Annotated in this window: 17 protein-coding genes; 12 read left to right on the plus strand and 5 right to left on the minus strand. The window is 51.0% G+C overall.

Annotated elements, in window-relative coordinates:
* The first annotated feature begins 244 nt into the window (after positions 1-244).
* Positions 245-1,432: a proline dehydrogenase family protein gene (locus tag A0W33_RS04185; RefSeq protein ID WP_068837003.1), complete on the plus strand. Its 1,188-nt coding sequence runs from the start codon at positions 245-247 to the stop codon at positions 1,430-1,432.
* A gap of 148 nt (positions 1,433-1,580) precedes the next feature.
* On the opposite strand, the gene A0W33_RS04190 is transcribed toward A0W33_RS04185, so the two are convergent.
* Entirely contained in the window at positions 1,581-1,769 is a 189-nt protein-coding gene (locus A0W33_RS04190) for a hypothetical protein (protein ID WP_139237201.1), read from the minus strand.
* Between the two features lie 144 nt (positions 1,770-1,913).
* Here A0W33_RS04190 and A0W33_RS04195 point away from each other — a divergent pair, with 144 nt between their 5' ends.
* The 8 genes from A0W33_RS04195 to A0W33_RS04230 all read left to right on the plus strand — a co-directional run bounded on the left by A0W33_RS04195 (position 1,914) and on the right by A0W33_RS04230 (position 8,172).
* A complete protein-coding gene (locus A0W33_RS04195; RefSeq protein ID WP_068837005.1) occupies positions 1,914-2,486 on the plus strand; it encodes an RNA polymerase sigma factor in 573 nt (190 codons plus the stop codon).
* Between the two features lie 45 nt (positions 2,487-2,531).
* On the plus strand, positions 2,532-3,620 hold the full coding sequence (locus A0W33_RS04200; RefSeq protein ID WP_068837006.1) for a S1 family peptidase: 1,089 nt from the start codon (positions 2,532-2,534) through the stop codon (positions 3,618-3,620).
* A gap of 232 nt (positions 3,621-3,852) precedes the next feature.
* Positions 3,853-4,503: a fasciclin domain-containing protein gene (locus A0W33_RS04205; protein ID WP_172798088.1), complete on the plus strand. Its 651-nt coding sequence runs from the start codon at positions 3,853-3,855 to the stop codon at positions 4,501-4,503.
* A 127-nt stretch (positions 4,504-4,630) separates the two neighbouring features.
* Complete coding sequence (locus A0W33_RS04210; protein WP_068837007.1) at positions 4,631-5,311, plus strand: fasciclin domain-containing protein; 681 nt, start codon at positions 4,631-4,633, stop codon at positions 5,309-5,311.
* Positions 5,312-5,453: 142 nt separating this feature from the next.
* Positions 5,454-6,098: a fasciclin domain-containing protein gene (locus tag A0W33_RS04215; RefSeq protein WP_082815122.1), complete on the plus strand. Its 645-nt coding sequence runs from the start codon at positions 5,454-5,456 to the stop codon at positions 6,096-6,098.
* A gap of 116 nt (positions 6,099-6,214) precedes the next feature.
* The gene (locus A0W33_RS04220) at positions 6,215-6,748 is read left to right on the plus strand and encodes a hypothetical protein (protein ID WP_068837008.1); all 534 of its coding nucleotides are present in this window, start codon (positions 6,215-6,217) and stop codon (positions 6,746-6,748) included.
* A 336-nt stretch (positions 6,749-7,084) separates the two neighbouring features.
* Positions 7,085-7,516, plus strand: a complete 432-nt coding sequence (locus A0W33_RS04225) for a response regulator (RefSeq protein WP_068837009.1) — start codon at positions 7,085-7,087, stop codon at positions 7,514-7,516.
* A 50-nt stretch (positions 7,517-7,566) separates the two neighbouring features.
* Positions 7,567-8,172 carry a DUF4142 domain-containing protein gene (locus A0W33_RS04230; protein ID WP_068837010.1) on the plus strand — a complete coding sequence of 202 codons (606 nt, stop codon included), beginning with the start codon at positions 7,567-7,569 and terminating at the stop codon, positions 8,170-8,172.
* 74 nt (positions 8,173-8,246) lie between these two features.
* Here the strand turns inward: A0W33_RS04230 and A0W33_RS04235 are convergent, their stop codons facing one another.
* Both A0W33_RS04235 and A0W33_RS04240 read right to left on the minus strand, forming a co-directional pair.
* Positions 8,247-8,798: an arylesterase gene (locus A0W33_RS04235; RefSeq protein WP_068837011.1), complete on the minus strand. Its 552-nt coding sequence runs from the start codon at positions 8,796-8,798 to the stop codon at positions 8,247-8,249.
* Between the two features lie 163 nt (positions 8,799-8,961).
* Positions 8,962-9,417 carry a ferritin-like domain-containing protein gene (locus tag A0W33_RS04240; RefSeq protein ID WP_068837012.1) on the minus strand — a complete coding sequence of 152 codons (456 nt, stop codon included), beginning with the start codon at positions 9,415-9,417 and terminating at the stop codon, positions 8,962-8,964.
* Positions 9,418-9,652: 235 nt separating this feature from the next.
* Here A0W33_RS04240 and A0W33_RS04245 point away from each other — a divergent pair, with 235 nt between their 5' ends.
* Positions 9,653-11,761 carry a carboxy terminal-processing peptidase gene (locus A0W33_RS04245; RefSeq protein ID WP_068837013.1) on the plus strand — a complete coding sequence of 703 codons (2,109 nt, stop codon included), beginning with the start codon at positions 9,653-9,655 and terminating at the stop codon, positions 11,759-11,761.
* Positions 11,762-11,860: 99 nt separating this feature from the next.
* On the opposite strand, the gene A0W33_RS04250 is transcribed toward A0W33_RS04245, so the two are convergent.
* Positions 11,861-12,286, minus strand: a complete 426-nt coding sequence (locus A0W33_RS04250) for a hypothetical protein (RefSeq protein ID WP_229802249.1) — start codon at positions 12,284-12,286, stop codon at positions 11,861-11,863.
* A gap of 176 nt (positions 12,287-12,462) precedes the next feature.
* Positions 12,463-13,620 (minus strand): trans-sulfuration enzyme family protein, encoded by a 1,158-nt coding sequence (locus tag A0W33_RS04255; protein WP_068837014.1) that lies wholly within the window; start codon positions 13,618-13,620, stop codon positions 12,463-12,465.
* A gap of 353 nt (positions 13,621-13,973) precedes the next feature.
* Here A0W33_RS04255 and A0W33_RS04260 point away from each other — a divergent pair, with 353 nt between their 5' ends.
* Together A0W33_RS04260 and lysS are read left to right on the plus strand one after the other, a co-directional pair.
* Positions 13,974-15,002: a hypothetical protein gene (locus tag A0W33_RS04260; protein WP_068837015.1), complete on the plus strand. Its 1,029-nt coding sequence runs from the start codon at positions 13,974-13,976 to the stop codon at positions 15,000-15,002.
* A 214-nt stretch (positions 15,003-15,216) separates the two neighbouring features.
* On the plus strand, positions 15,217-16,761 hold the full coding sequence (gene lysS / locus A0W33_RS04265; protein ID WP_068837016.1) for a lysine--tRNA ligase: 1,545 nt from the start codon (positions 15,217-15,219) through the stop codon (positions 16,759-16,761).
* Positions 16,762-16,783 lie beyond the last annotated feature (22 nt).

Below are 16,783 nucleotides of genomic sequence, written 5' to 3' on the forward strand. Positions count from 1 at the left end.
AACGCATGCAGAAACAAAAGGCAGCAGTCTATACTTTAAAAGTAACTTAAGTTACGCAAAAGAGTACCCTGTACAAGGCTTTTGGGCAGTCGGCTGCGGGGCCCTGAATTTTCCATAAATGCAACAGCAAAGTATAGGCACTGGTTTGGCGCCGCATTAGGGTATAAATTAAGCAAAAGCAGCCTGCTTATATGGTTGCGAACTGTGCCCGAAACGCTATCTTTGCGGCGTTAATTAGACGTACATGAACCCGATTACCAAAGTATCTTTCGAAGACACCGCAGTGGCTTTTTCCTCAAAGTCTGATGCCGAGTTATACAAGATGTACCTGCTGTTTAAGTCTATGAACAGCAACACCTTAGTGAAATTTGGCGGCAGCCTCCTGAACACGGCCATTAACCTGCACCTGCCGGTTAAATTTATCATTAAGCCAACTATTTTTAACCACTTCTGCGGCGGCGAAACTATTGAGGAGTCGGAGCGGGCTATTAAGGAGCTGGCCAAGTATAACATCGGCACCATTCTCGACTACTCTGTGGAGGGCGAGGGCGACGAGAAAAGCTTTAACGCGACACGCGATGAGCTGCTGCGCACGGTGGAGAAAGCCCGCCAAAACCCGAAGGTGCCGTTTTCAGTGTTTAAGATCACCGGGCTCATGGACATCAACCTAATGGAAAAGGTGCAGGCACGGCAGGAGCTAAACGCAGAGGAGCGCGCTGCCTTTGAGCGGGGCCGCGAACGGGTGAACGCCATCTGCAAAAGCTGCTATGCCGCTGATGTGCGCGTGTTCATCGATGCCGAGGAAAGCTGGATACAGGAGACCATCGACAACCTGACCTACGAAATGATGGAACTCTACAACAAGGAGAAAGCCATCGTGTACAATACTTACCAAATGTACCGCCACGACCGCCTTGATGTCATTACCCGCGACTACGAGAATGCCGTGAAAGGAGGATATTTTCTGGGCGCCAAACTGGTGCGCGGAGCTTATATGGAGAAGGAGCGCCGCCGTGCCGAGGCAGAAGGCCGCCCCAGCCCTATCAACCCGACTAAAGAAGCATCTGACAAGCTTTTTGATGATGCCATGCGCTTTTGCGTAAAGCACATCGACCGGATTGCCTTTTGCGCCGGCACCCACAACGAAGACAGCTGCTACCTGCTGATACAACTGATGGGCGACAATTACATTGAGCCCTACGACCCGCGCGTATACTTCGCGCAGCTCTACGGCATGAGCGACAACCTCTCCTACAACCTAGCGCATAACGGCTACAACGTGGCCAAGTATGTTCCGTATGGTCCGGTAGAATCGGTGATGCCGTACCTGCTGCGCCGCGCCAACGAGAATACGGCCATAGCCGGGCAGAGTAGCCGCGAGTTTACCCTGATCCAACGAGAATTCGAGCGCCGTAGAGCCAACAAGAAATAAGAATGAGAGAGCAGGTTCCCGAAAGCCTGCTCTTTATACTTGACCGCGCTTCAGAAACGCCTTAAAACAACAAGGCCCCGCGCAAATGCACGGAGCCTTGTTATGTGTTTCACGAACAAAGGCTTGCGCCGCTGTCCTTTAACTATAATTACTCAACTACAGTAGCAGAGTCAGTAGTAACAGCAGCTGAATCAACAACTACTTCTTCTTCTACAACTGGAGTCTCTTCTACAACCTCAGTCTCAACAACTTCAGCTTCAGTAGTAGCAGCTTCTTCGTTGCAAGCTGTGAAAGAGAAAGCAAGAGCAACAATAGCGAATGTGAATAATTTTTTCATTTTGTGTTTGTGATTAAGTGTTTTGGTTTCGATTTTGATCTTCATACCGGAAACGAAAATTAGTAACCCGGCTTTTTAAAAAATTTTAAAATTATTTTTCTGTGGGTTACAAAATGCCCCTGGGCGTATTAAAATTAGATTTGAATGAAGAAGAGTTTGTATGATACGGACCTGGCGATCATGGAAGGCATCCGGCAAGGCGACGACAGAGCCCTGTCGCACCTGTACAAACTGTACTTCCCGATGATCTCGCACTTTATAGTGAGCAACAGCGGAACAGACGACGAGGCCAAGGACATTTACCAGGAGGGCGTTATCGTGTTCTACGAAAAGGTGCGGGACAACAGCCTGGAACTCACGTGCCAGATTAAGACCTACCTGTACTCTGTGTGCAGAAGGCTTTGGCTCAAACGGCTGACCGAGAAAGGGCGCTTTGCCACCCGGCTGGAGGAGTCTGAAAGCGTGGTACCCGTGGAGGAGGACACGCTGCGGCACGAGGAGCAGGAACGGCAGTTTGGTGTGATGGGCGATTCGCTGGCGCAGCTGGGGGAACCTTGCCGCGGGCTGCTGGAAGCCTACTACATACAAACTCAGAACATGCAGGACATTACCGAGAAGTTTGGCTATACCAACAGCGACACGGCTAAGAACCAGAAGTATAAGTGCCTGCAACGCCTGAAGAAAATATTTTTTGCCACCTATAAGCCTGAGGTATAGAACAGGCTGCATAAGATAAGGCCTAGGGGCCGGGAGAGGACAACAATGTTAGAGTATCGCGCTTACGAGCAAATAGAAAGCTACCTGAACGGCACCATGGCCGCTGAAGACAAAGCGGCCTTTGAGGCACTGCTGCACTCCGACGCACGCTTGGCGGAACAGGTGCGCGAGCACCGTATACTGTTGCAGGAAATGCAAAAGTATGGCCAGCGCCAGCGCCTGCGCCAGCAGCTCAATAACATTCACCGGGAGCTGGAGCCAGCTCAGACAACTGCCGCACCAAGTGGCTGGAACATTCTCTGGAACCGCCACAAGCAGACGCTTGCCGTAGCGGCCAGTGTGTCCCTGCTGTCGGTGTTCGGTACGCTCTGGAGTGTGCAGCAGCTGAAGGCCCCGGTGCAGCAGCAAACAGTGCGCTATATTGAACTGCGCCGCGAAGTGGAGCGCCTGAAGAAGAACCAGACGGCCATCATCAACGGCATCAACGAAGTAACCAAGCCAGCGGCCCCACAGCCGGCAACCTTTGCAGGCACTGGCTTTGCCATCTCCTCGGATGGCTTTCTGGTTACCTCCTCCCACGTGGTGGAGGGAGCCGACTCGATCATGATTGAAAATAAAGCAGGCATCAAGTATAAGGCAACCGAAGTATACCGCGACGAGATACACGACCTGTCCATACTTCGTGTAACCGATCCTGCTTTCCAGAGCTTTGGCAAGCTGCCCTACACCTTCAAAACCACCGAGTCTGACCTGGGCGAGAAGGTGTTCACGCTGGGATATCCGCGCGAGGACATTGTTTTTGGGGAGGGAGCACTTAGCTCTACCTCCGGTTTTGAGAACGACTCTACGGCTTACCAAGTGTCCATCCCCCTTAACCCGGGCAACAGTGGCGGTCCGCTCCTCGATGATAAGGGCAACCTGATTGGGGTAATCAGCGGTAAACAAGCTGGCCAGGAGGGCGCGGCCTTTGCTATAAAATCTGCCTACCTGCTGCAACTGGTAAATGAGCTGCCAGCCACCAGCAATGTGGGTCCGCTTACTTTACCAAAAAATAATGCACTTTCGGAGCAGAACAGGCCTCAGCAACTCAAAAAGCTCAAAGACTTCATCTTTATAGTGAAGGTATATAATTAGTTAGCGAATTGACGTAACCCGTTAGTCGATGGCTTATTTCTACTGCAGCAACCTGTTAGATACCAGCACCTAAACTCAACATTTTCGCGTAGTATCAGTTAAAATAGTTGTAAGTAATACTCAAAAACAACATTTGAGAAACTCTAAAAAACTGATAACTATGAAAAAGACAATGATAATTCCAGCAGTTCTTGCAGCTAGCATGCTGTTTGGCTGCGCAAGTTCAGACAATATGGATACAACCGCCATGGAAGATGATATGTCCATGAGCGAAACACAAACAATGGCAGGTACTGCCGAGGACACTGAAACGATGGTGGTAGAAGAAACGGCAGTAGCTGTTGTTCCACTTGGAACTGTATCCACCACTACCCTTCAGATGGAAAACACTCAGGAGGTAGACGAGATGTTTGAGAACATGGGTGATACCGAATCAATGGATGTCCTGGCCCTGGTTAAATCAAGCCCGAACCTCTCAACATTAGCTACACTTATTGAGCAGGCAGACCTAGTAAACGACCTGCAGCGCGTGGAGCAGTATACACTTTTCGCTCCAACCAACGAAGCATTCGCTAAGATTCCGCAAGACCAGCTTCAAAAACTGTTGATGCCTGAGAATAAGGCTATGTTGATGAAAATTTTGCAGGCCCACGTATTGCCTTCTGAAGTATCCACTCTTCAGTTAGAAGACAATACCCGTATCAGAATGTCGGAAGACACTTATATTCCAATTGACACAGGTGTAGCGGGTACCAATGTAACAGTTGGTGGCGCCCAAATATTGAAAGGCAACATTGAGGCTTCAAACGGTACAATCCATGTGATTGACAGCGTGATTATACCTAGTAAAGACGCCGTGGAAGATTCCCCTACAGGATACTAATCCATTTCAGAAATAAGTTTGAAAAACCCTCCTTTGCGTAAAGGGAGGGTTTTCTTCTTTTAAATCCGCACGTATAACAAAGTGTAACCCAAAGCAGGGTTACCATCCCACTCTAACTTTAAAACCTATGAAAAAGAAATTTATAACACCGTTTGCCGCCGCACTGCTTGCCGCCGGCATTTTCGGCTGTGCCAGCACTACTGAATCTATGGAAGACGCCACAGCGATGGAAGAAGATATGTCTATGAGCCAGACGCAGACAATGGCAGGCTCCACCAGCGATGTGGAGGAGGAAACAAGCACGAGCGCAGCAGGCACAATGGCGGCCACGGCCGACTACAGTGAGATGTTTTTGGGAATTGAGAACACGGCCCAGTATGATTTGATCGCGCTGGCAAGTATGGACCCGAACCTGTCAACATTTGTGTCGCTGGTGGAGCAGGCAGGCATTGCCGCCGATTTAACGGCCGCCGAGGAGTACACCGTGTTTGCCCCTACCAATGCGGCCTTCGCGGCCCTGCCACAGGAAGACCTTGAGATGATGATGAGAGCGGAAAACAAAGCTGCGCTTATCAAACTGCTGCAGGCCCACGTACTGCCAACAAAAGTAACCTCCAGCGGCTTTAGCAGCAGCCAGCGCATTGAGACAGGCGGCGGAGAGTATGTTACAATTGATGTGGGCCCCAACAATTCATCTGTGACGGTGGGCGGAGCCACCATTGTGAAATCTGATGTAGAGGCCGCCAACGGCATCATCCATGTGGTGGACAATGTAATACAGCCCACCGAGAACATGGACCGCTATTAAGCAATAAGCACTCCATCAATGAATAAAAGCAAAGCCCTTCCCCGTAAAGCAGGAAGGGCTTTGCTTTTTAAAGGTCATACCTGCCTATGCTAACCTAGTAAGGCAGAATACAGTTATAAGGTATAAACCAAGAAACTAAAATATGAAAAAACACACGACACTGGCAGCCCTACTTTTTGTCGGACTGCTGGCTTGGGGCTGTGCCAGCACTGAGCCAGACGCTGAAAGCAGCACGACAGATAACGTAACTGCCGATGCCATAGACACAAACGCCGAGGTGGATTCGCAGGCGCCGCTTGACCCTGACACAGACATGTCTGCCGAGGAGCCAACCAACACGAACATATCCGCCAACAACGAGTTGGGCCGCGGGATGAACATCGTGGCGCTGGTGCAACAGAACCCGGAGCTCTCCACGCTGCTGGAACTCATCCGGGCGGCCGACATGGTAACCGTACTGGAAAGTCCGGCTCCCTACACGGTGTTCGCACCTACCAACGATGCCTTTGCGGCCTTGCCCGCGGGTGCTGTTGAAGCATTGAAAAGGCCCGGCAGCAAGCTGGAGCTAAGAAGGGTGCTGCAATCGCATATACTGCCGAACCGCATTGTCACCAGCGAGATGAAGGACAACATGGCCATGAAGACTGCCCAGGGCGAGGAAGTGGTGGCAGACGTGCAGGGGCAAACGATTAAGGTAGGCGATGCCACCATCCTTACGCCCAATGTGGAGGCCTCGAATGGTGTGGTGCATGTAATTGACAAGGTGCTGCTACCACCCCAAAACTAGGCTTACAGACCGTTAAATATAGGTGTTGTAACCATAGGCTAAAATCAGCCGTTAGTAAAAACAAACCGGAAAGAGTTTCCGGCGACACGACTACAATTAACCAAAAGAATAAAGCTATGTTAAATAACACTGATACAGCGGGCATGATGACCGCAATGTTTAGAGATAGAGAAAGCGCAGAACGTGCGTATAACGAATTGCGCGCAAGAGGATATGATAAAGACGATATCAACGTGATTATGTCTGATGAAGGACGTAAGCAGCACTTTGATTCTGACAGAGACGGTGACACAGAGCTTGGCAACAAGTCGCTGGAAGGTACTGGAGCAGGTTCGGCCATTGGTGGTACCCTGGGTGCCATTGTAGGTGCCGTGGCCGCTATCGGTACGTCTATCGCGATCCCGGGTCTTGGCTTGGTAGTAGCTGGTCCGTTGGCAGCCGGTTTGGCTGGCGCAGGTGCCGGTGGCTTAACGGGTGGTTTGATTGGTGCCCTGATTGGTGCCGGTATCCCGGAGGAGCGTGCGAAAGTATATGAGTCTGGTATCAAGGAAGGGAATATTGTGCTGGCCTTTAAGCCGCGCAACGCCGAGGATGCCCGCTACTTCGAGACGCATTTCCAGAATAACAGAGGAGAGCATATCTACTATTAATCGAGCGTAGATAAAACCATACATTAGAAGCCTGGTGCAGCATGAGTTGCACTAGGCTTTTTTTCTGCCTTTGCATCAGCACCAGCGGGAACAACGGGTTAACTGAATAAATAAATCCAAATATTCTATATATACTTCAAGCATCGTAAGGGTACTTCCGAAATAAATCCTTATACTTGAGATACTAAAAAGTACTATTGGCACAAGTATGGTGTGTTGCTTTCGTAAAGCTGCACTTCGATTCTATAACCAGGCGCAGAAAAGTATGCGGTGGCATTTCTTCTGCGTTCACAGATGCGCCCTGGTCAGCACAAAAACTAACTCAAGAAAAGACCCATGCATAAATTGCAGCACATCCTTATAATTGACGATGATCAGATAAACAACCTGTTTTCACAGATTATCCTGGAGGATGCGGATGTAAGCAAACTGGTGTCGGTCTGCAACAGCGTGGCAGAGGCACTTGACTTTCTGCGCGATGCCGAAACCAACGGAGACACTGATTTCCCGGACCTGATCCTGCTAGACATCAGCATGCCCACGCTCGATGGCTTCGATTTCCTGGACCGCTACTACGCGCTCGGCTATCACCAGCGCCACAACACTTTTGTATCCATGTTCACGGCCTCTGATGAGCAGGAGCACGTAGCGCGGGCAAATAAGTATGATGTGGTGGTAGGTTTCATTAAAAAGCCGCTGTCCATTCCCACGCTGCATTCCATACTTACGCTGCACGCATCCAGCCGTACAGAAAACAATCTGGAGTAGTTTCGTATGCTAAGGGTAAACAACTTTGTAAACCCATTGCATTTAAAACTATGAGAAGAATAACGATAGCCCTATGGTGTTTTTCAGGCGCCATAGCTTTTTCATCCTGCGGCTCCGGTGAGGGCAACACAGAGGCAGGCACTGAAAACGGCACAGCCACTGTAGCCGGCACCGACAGCACCATAACAGACCAAAACAAGGAGCTACTTGCCTTTGCCGCACAAAATGCCATGCTGCAGGTGCAGTTGGGCCAGATGGCTGCCAAGCAGGGGGCAACGGACAACGTAAAGGCGTATGGCCAGCAGTTGGTGGACTGGTACAACACCAAACAAAAAGAGGTGCAGGACCTGTCGCAGCAGTACGGCGTAACCCTGCCGCAGCAACTGGAAAGCGAACAAACCGAGTACCTGGAGGAAATCAGAACAGCCGAAGCCAACAAGTTTGACGAGAAGTACTGGGAAAGCGTAATCGACGCGCAGAAGGACGCCATTGAGAAGTTTGAGGATAACCTGAATGACGTGGAGGCAGCCGATGCAACAGCCTTCACCCTGTGGGCACGCAACTCTGAAAAAGAGCTGCGCGCGCAAATGGAGCAGGCCTTGGCTTACCAGTTGGAGCTTAAGAACAACGAAGGGGGCATCACGGAGAGCCTCTAAAGCAAACTTCTAAAACAGACAGCCGGGCCGGATACATGCATGTGTCCGGCCCGGCTGTTTTGTTGAACATCAGACTAGAGCAACTCCTTCAGCACCGCCCAGGTATGCTGGGCAAGCACCTTCTGCCCTTCCGCATTGGGGTGCAGGCCGTCGGGCAGGTTCAGATGACGGTTTCCCACAACGCCCTCCAGCAGGAACGGAATAAAGTGCGTGTTGTTCTTCAGCGCCAGCTCCCTGAAAATTTTCCGGAACTCAGCGGCGTAGCGCCCCGGCACAATATCCGGTATCTCCATGCCGGAAAGTATAACCTTCACCTCCGGGTACTTGTGCCGCACCTTATCTATAATGGACTGCAGGTTCTGGCTCGTTTCCCTGGCGGGAATACCCCGCAGGCCGTCGTTGGCTCCGAGGGCAAGTATAAAGATATCCACCTGCTCCTGTAACAACCGATCGATGCGGTACAGCCCGCCAGAGGTCGTATCGCCACTCAGGCCTGCCGCGTATACTTTGTAATCCGTATATCCCTCCTCCTTCAAACGCTCCTGTATCAGGCTCGGGTAAGCTTGCGACAGGGGCAATCCGTACCCTGCTGTCAGGCTGTCGCCGAGAATAAGTATGTTCTTCATAACTGGTTCTGCTGCGCTGCCCGTGGCAGGCAAAGCGCTTTAAGTTTATATTGATTATACTTCTGCCTCATATTCAGGCCAAGGCAATAACAACTAAAACAGCCTACAACAGAAAAGGGTTACCTATACAGGCAACCCTTTTCAAATTTAAGTTATCTTTTGGCTAGTCGGCCGCTTTCTCCATCTGGCGCAGGCGCTCGCATGTCGCCAGGGAGGTTTGCTTCTGCTTTTCCACCATCTGCACTACGTTCGGCGGCAGTTCGTGCTTGTGCTCCAGCGCGTCGTTATACGCCTTCTGTGCCCATTCCTCTCCAAATATGTTTGATTTAATAATTTCTTCCTCATCGCTTCCGGTAAAGGTGGATTTCACGTCCATCCAGCCGCGGAAAATCTTGCCTTTTGCCGTGGTGCTGTTCTGCGGGCTACCGCCCATGCTGCCAATGGCTGAGTTTATCTCATTGGAGAACTGCTGGCTTTGCTTGATCAGGTCATTGTAATACGACTGGTGCGCAGGATCCTTTGTCACTTCCACGGCGTGCTTGTAGCCTTGGATTCTATCATTCACGAACTGATTCAGTTCCTGCAAAACATCTATCGATTTTTCATTGTTGTTTGTCATAGCTTCGTGTTGTTGGTTTATATACTACGAAACGAAAATTTTCAGTTCATAGTTATAATATAACCGACGCCACCTCCGTATGATATACTTTAGGTGCACGTGCCGCCAAAATAATCAGGCCGCCACCCGGCTATGATTTCAGGTTATTTTGTTCTAATTTACAGAATAGTGCCTGCCTTAGTTGATGCGGCATCACTTTTGTGATATAAACTATAGTTCAACCTTAATTAATTAGATGCTATCCTTGACAACCCGTTTTAAAATAATACTGTCGGTACTGGCTGTTATCCTGGTAACAGGCTCATTTATACTTACCAAGAGCGATGATGTGCCGGAGGGGAAGAATGAGATCCTGATCAGGGCGCTGATGCAGGGCCTGAGCCAGGGGCATTACCAGCCCGAAAAAGTGGACGACAGCTTCTCTAAAAAGGTATTCAAACTGTACCTGGACCGCCTGGACTACAACAAGAAGTTTTTACTCGCTTCGGATGTAGCCAAACTGCGCCAGTATGAAACCGCCATTGACGACGAGCTGCGCCAGGGTGCTTTCAAGTTCTTCGACATGTCTGCCGACCTGATAGAGCAGCGCACGAAGGAATCCAAGGCGTACTACAAAGAAATCCTGGCCAAGCCGTTTGACTTTTCGAAGGATGAGAAAATTGAGCTGGACGGCGAAAAGCTGACTTATGCTACCTCCCCGGCTGAGCTGAAGGAGGCCTGGCGCAAGCAGCTGAAGTACCAGACACTGGTACGTTTGGTAGACATGCAGGAAGAGCAGAAGCAAAAGCTGGAAAAAGACGCGAAAGCCGAGCAGAAGTCTTTTGAGGAGATGGAGAAAGAAGCCCGTAAGAAGGTGATGGAGAATTACGACCTCCTCTACGACCGCCTGTCTCAGGTAACGCGCGATGAGCGCCGCTCTACTTACATCAACGCCGTAACAAACGTATACGACCCGCACACCAGCTACTTCGCACCGAAGGACAAAGAGAACTTCGACATCGGTTTTACTGGTCGCCTGGAAGGTATAGGCGCTTCGCTGACGGAGAAAGACGGTCAGATCCGTGTAAATGAAATTGTGCCTGGCAGCCCTTCCTATTTACAGGGTGATTTGAAGCCGGGTGATGTGATCCAGAAAGTTGGCCAGGCAGACGAAGAGCCTGTGCTGGTAGAAGGCATGCGCCTGGATGACGCGATTCAGCTTATCCGTGGTAAAAAAGGCACGATGGTACGCCTGACGGTGAAGAAGCCGGACGGCTCCACGAAAGTTGTGCCGATTGTGCGTGACGTGATTGTAATCGAAGACACGTATGCCCAGTCTGCCGTTATTCAGGACAAAGAAAAGATCGGTTACATTAAGCTTCCGGGTTTCTATGCTGACTTTGAAGACAGAAACGGTCGCTTCAGCGGTGCAGACGTGAAGAAGGAAGTAGAGAAACTGAAGGCTGCCGGCATGCAGGGTCTTATTCTGGACCTGCGTAATAACGGTGGTGGCTCTTTGTCTGATGCCGTGGAAATGGCTGGTCTGTTTATTGAGAAAGGCCCGATTGTACAGGTAAAAACAGCCGAAGGCAAAGCCATTGTGCTGGATGACCGCGATGCGCAGGTGCAGTACGGCGGCCCGCTGGTTATACTTGTAAACTCTAACAGCGCCTCGGCTTCCGAGATTCTGGCTGCTGCCATGCAGGATTATAAGCGTGCTGTGATTGTGGGTAGCCCTACGTACGGCAAAGGCACAGTACAGCAATTTGTGGAGCTAGACCAGGCCCTTCCGGCGCAGTTTAACCCATACAAGCCATTCGGAGCCCTGAAGCTGACTACCCAGAAGTTCTATCGCATTAATGGCGGCACAACCCAGTTAAGAGGTGTTATTCCGGATGTTACACTTCCGGACCCGTACAGCTACATGGAGTTCGGTGAGAAAGAGCAGGATTTCCCGCTTCCGTTCGATGAGATCTCCCCGGCCAAGTACAAGCCTTGGGACAAGAGCAACATTAACCTGGCACAGATAAAGGCCAACAGCCAGAAGCGCATCGCCAGCAATCAAAGCTTTGGTTTGATTGAGCAAGCCGGGCAGCGACTGAAGAAGCAGATGGACAACACCTCGCGTTCGCTACAGTTGGAGAAATACACTGCCGAAGAGCGCAAGGCAAAGGCAGAAGCCAAACGCCTGGAGGATGCACAGAAGGAGGTACCGGTGCTGGATGTGCAGCGCCTGAAGGCTGACCTGCAGGAGTTAGGAGCCGACAGCGCCAAAGTTGCCCGCAACAAAGAGTTTATCAAAAGCCTGAAGCAGGATGTTTACGTGGAGGAGGCAGTATCTATTCTTCAGAACGGACTGAAGTAAGCTAACGTCACTTTAAAACAGAAAGCGCCAGTATTTTCATACTGGCGCTTTCTGTTTTACTGCTTCTGCTGCTCGCTAAAGCTTCCGTTTTATACTTGTCTATACCTGGCTGCCTGCTTGTTGAGGCACCTGCTGCTGCTGCTTGCGCTTCTGAATAAAGCCTGCCACGTAAATACCTGCTGCGGCCAGTCCTGTCAGCGTCATCAGGCCAAATACACCGGCTCTGCGCTGGCGCACTTTCGGATTGAACTTCAGTTTAGCCTCCTGTGATGGCGCAACGGCTTTAGAGAACAGCACACCCGTCATGATGCTTAATAGCGTGGTAACGCTAACGGCAGCATGCGCCACATTGCGGTTGCCTGCTTTTATGCCCGAGCTAAGCAGCAATAGCGACCCTCCTGCCACAGGTGGTATCAATGCCGTCTTCGGTCTGTTCTCATTCAGGAAATAACTGGTCAGCCCTGCTCCTATCAGGACAGCAGCGTGCGTGTTGTTAGCTATGTCTGGTCTGTCTACTATGTTCATGGTATTCATCGTTTTTATGATTGGTTTACCGCCGGCCGCCGCACTTTGTTATACTTGTCAAGTATAAAATGTAGCCAGGTCAGAAATCCGTCAGCAAAAAAACGATCGATATTTCAAACCCCAAAGGCAACTTACTTTCTAGAGAACATAGTAAAAATCGCCTTGAACGGCTGCAGTTATACTTTGTCCAGCGCCTGCTCCAGGTCCTGGATCAGGTAATCTGGGTCCTCCAGCCCTACGTAGAAGCGAACCAGGTTCAGCGGCAGTATCGGTGCTGGCTGGTCTGTGGCATAGGATGCTGCCACTGGAAAGATCAGTGATTCGTGCCCGCCCCACGAGGCAGCCATCAGGAAACGGTGCAGGCTATTGCAGAACAGCTCTACCTGCTCCAGCTCCTTCGTTTTGAGGAGGATGGAGAACTGCCCCGAGTTACTACGCATCTGTTTCTGCGCCAGCGCATACTGCGGGTGCGAAGGCAGAAACGGAAAAAGCACGCGCTCCACTTTTGGGTGCTGCGCCAGGTAATCCACTACCTGCCGCGTGGAGGCAGCAACGCGCTCCATCCGCACGGGCAGGGTGCGCAGGCCACGCAGCAGTAGCCAGGCATCGTGCGGGCCAAGTATGGCACCCAGCGTCATGTATTCGCTTTTGAAGATTTTGTTAATCGCCTCACGCGAACCGCAAATCACTCCGCCCATCACATCCGAGTGCCCGCCGATATACTTGGTGCAGGAATGCACCACCAGGTCCACGCCCAACTGCAGCGGCCGCTGGTGCAGCGGGCTGGCGCAACTGTTGTCGATAATCGTAGCGCAGCCGTGCGCTCTAGCAATAGCCGTGACTGCCGGAATGTCCTGCAGATCGAAAGTAAAGGAAGTAGGGCTCTCCAGGTACAGCAGCGTAGTATTGGGACGGATGGCGCGGCGGTAGTTTTCCGGATCCGTGCCATCCACCATGGTAGCCTCTACCCCGAAGCGCGGCAGAAATTTACGCAGCAGTGATTTGGTCCAGCTGTAGGGGTGCTGCGTGTACACCACATGGTCACCGGCCTTCACTTGCGAGAGAATGGCTGCCGCCACGGCCGCGATGCCACTACCGAAGGCTATCGCGTGTTCAGCGCCCTCCAGAGCGGCCAGCTTCTTCTCCAGCAGCGTTACAGTCGGGTTGTTGCCGCGCGTGTACATGTACTCGTCTTCCTCGTGCAACAGCTTGTGCCGCATTTCGGCTACTGTGGCGCTAGCGAAATTGCTGGTCTGGTAGATGGGTGGAGCCACCGCCTGAAAGTACGCTTCCCGCTCCTCTCCCAGTTCATTGATGATGTAGGATATGTCCATGGTTTGTGCTGCGCTCCCTGTTGGGCCACAGACATCAAGGTAGTAGACATCTCCCGTAAAATCAACCCTTTCTATTGCCCTTCCTAGTGATCCTTGTCACATAATAAAAAAGGTAAATGAGCTTATTATACTTTAGCAAAACCACAGGCTTTTAATACTAATTATCTTAGTATTAAATAAAACCACTCATAAATAGGCAAGGTTAAATTGAGGATTAGCTAATGCGGTAAATATTTTATCAATTTTCATATAACAAGCATATATAACTATAGATCAGCGCTTTAGAAATGCGTTATACCTGAATAAATTCTACAGTTTTGCAACTGATTCCTCTACTAAAACGTTTAGTATATATGAAAGAGAGAGATGACGACAAGGTGGTTTCGATGTTTCCGGAAGAGACACAAAACACAGCTACAGACTGGCAGAAATCCATCCCTGCCCAAGTATTTCTAAATTACTTTTTCGCGATAAATTACCACATCCAGCACGACGGCGGCAGCACGCTTGATCAGTCGGTGCTACTGCGTGAGGAGAAGCCTGCTCTTACAGAACAGGACCTGAACGACGTGAAGCGCCTGCTCCTTAATAGTTGGAGCACTGAGTATGCCTTACGCACCACGGCTGAACTGGGGGATGAGGCATACGTGCGCAACGCCCTGCACTGGACTTTTCCTCAGGCATATTATGCGGTGTTCGCAGGCATGCAGGCGTTTCTGCGCACCCGCGGCATCAGCACAAACAACGAAGCCATGCTGCTGCGCGAGGCGGGCCGCCTGGTCGTGAAGAATGCCTATCCAAAGGCCATCAGCTTTTACGCTGCCGGCCACTACGATGATTTCAATATACGCCGCCTGCCGCTGGCACACTACAAGCCGGGCCTGCAGATAGCGGGCAAGGAGCTGGAGGCACAGGCACAGATAGGTCAGTTCCTGCGCACCACACGCCGCCAGAAGGCAAAGACCGTACGGCAGCAGGTGCAGGCAAATCAGGCTACAGCCATCCGGAGCAGCAAGACCGGTGATGTACTGCAGAAGTTCGGTCCGCAGCACTGGCAGCAGCTTACGTGGCGCCTGGGCTATACGACTATCTTTGATTTGATGGCGCGCCTGCGCATCTCCTCTTCGCACCGCGAGATCGAGCGTTTCGTACAAGCCGAGATTGATTTCAAGCTATTCCACGAGTCGCTGTTGCAGATCGTGAGCTACCTGAACGGCATACACGAGGCCTTTGTGGCGCAGGCAGTTGGCATGCAGCAGTACGAGGCACTGGTAAAGGAGCTGCCAAAGCACCTGCAGCATTCTTTTGTGGAGGCAAGGCTGCAACAGCAAATCAGGCCGCTGCTCGGCAACGAGGAATACCAAATCGGCCAGGCAGCATAAGCCAGACGGTTATACTTATACTTCGGCTCCTGCAAGTTTATACTTGCAGGAGCTTTTTGTTTGTTCCTACTTCGATGGGATGGCGCCATACTTTAGTGTCACTGCCTCACAATCAATTTAGAAAGCAACAATAACAAGTTATCCTTTTCAAAGCTGCCGATAATTTAGCAATTTTGCGGTTTATAAAAGAATCATTCTAAAAGTAGATAATCGCATGCAACTCAGCGAACAGGAACTACGCAGACGCCATGAGCGCGAAGAGCTGGAGAAAATGGGCATCAACCCGTATCCCTCTGAAACATTTGAAGTTACGGCCACAGCCAAAGAGATAAAGGAGAATTTCGATAAGGAAAAGGGCAACTATCAGGAAGTAAGCCTTGCAGGCCGCCTGATGAGCCGCCGTATCATGGGCAAAGCCTCGTTCGCAGAGCTAATGGATAGCACCGGCCGTATCCAGATCTACGTGTCGCGCGATGACATTGCGCCGGGCGAGAACAAGGACATGTACAACACCGTGTTCAAGAAGATGCTCGACATTGGCGACTTCATCGGCATCAAGGGCTACGCGTTCGTAACTCAGGTTGGTGAGATATCGGTGCACGTAACTGAGTTGAAAGTACTGACCAAGTCACTGCGACCGCTGCCGATCGTGAAACGCGAGGTAGACGAAAACGGTGTGGAGCACGTGCACGACGCGTTCAGCGATCCTGAGCTGCGTTACCGCCAGCGCTACGTAGACCTGGTGGTAAACCCGGATGTGCGCGAGACATTCCGCAAGCGCACGCAGCTGGTAAACTCCATGCGCCAGTTTTTGGGCAACAAAGGCTACCTGGAGGTGGAAACGCCTATCCTGCAGCCGCTGTACGGTGGCGCCGCCGCACGTCCGTTCAAAACGCACCATAACACGCTGGACATGACGCTGTACCTGCGCATTGCCAACGAGCTATACTTAAAGCGCCTGATTGTAGGTGGCTTTGACGGTGTGTTTGAATTTGCCAAAGACTTCCGCAACGAGGGTATGAGCCGTTTCCACAACCCTGAGTTTACCCAGGTGGAGTTGTATGTAGCCTACAAAGACTATAACTGGATGATGGACCTGGTGGAGGAAATGGTAGAGAAAGTAGCCATGGACCTGCACGGAACCACCGAGGTGAAAGTGGGCGAGAACATCATCAACTTCCAGCGCCCATGGAAACGCTTTACTATGTTTGAGGCCATCGAGCATTTCACCCAGATCGATATTTCTGAAATGGACGAGGCAGAATTGCTGAAGACAGCACAGGGATTGGGCATACACGTGGATGCTTCTATGGGCAAAGGCAAGCTGATCGACGAGATTTTCGGAGAGACCTGTGAGGCGAAGTTGATCCAGCCAACCTTCATCACCGATTATCCGGTGGAGATGAGCCCGCTGGCCAAAAAGCACCGCAGCAAGCCAGGTTTGGTAGAGCGCTTTGAGGCAGTGTGCAACGGCAAAGAAATTTGCAATGCCTTCTCAGAACTGAACGACCCGATTGACCAGCGCGCCCGCTTTGAGGAGCAGTTGGAACTGGGCAAGCGCGGCGACACCGAGGCCATGGTGCTGGACGAGGACTTCCTCCGTGCCCTGGAGTATGGCATGCCGCCAACGGCAGGTTTAGGTATTGGCATCGATCGCCTAAGTATGATCATGACCAACTCACACTCCATTCAGGATGTGTTGTTCTTCCCGCAGATGAAGCCGGAGAAGCAGGAGAAAAAAGAAGAGGAAAAGAAATAATCCTTCCAGTATAAAAAGAACG

Origin of the sequence: Pontibacter akesuensis (assembly GCF_001611675.1) — a bacterium.
Lineage (GTDB): Bacteria > Bacteroidota > Bacteroidia > Cytophagales > Hymenobacteraceae > Pontibacter > Pontibacter akesuensis.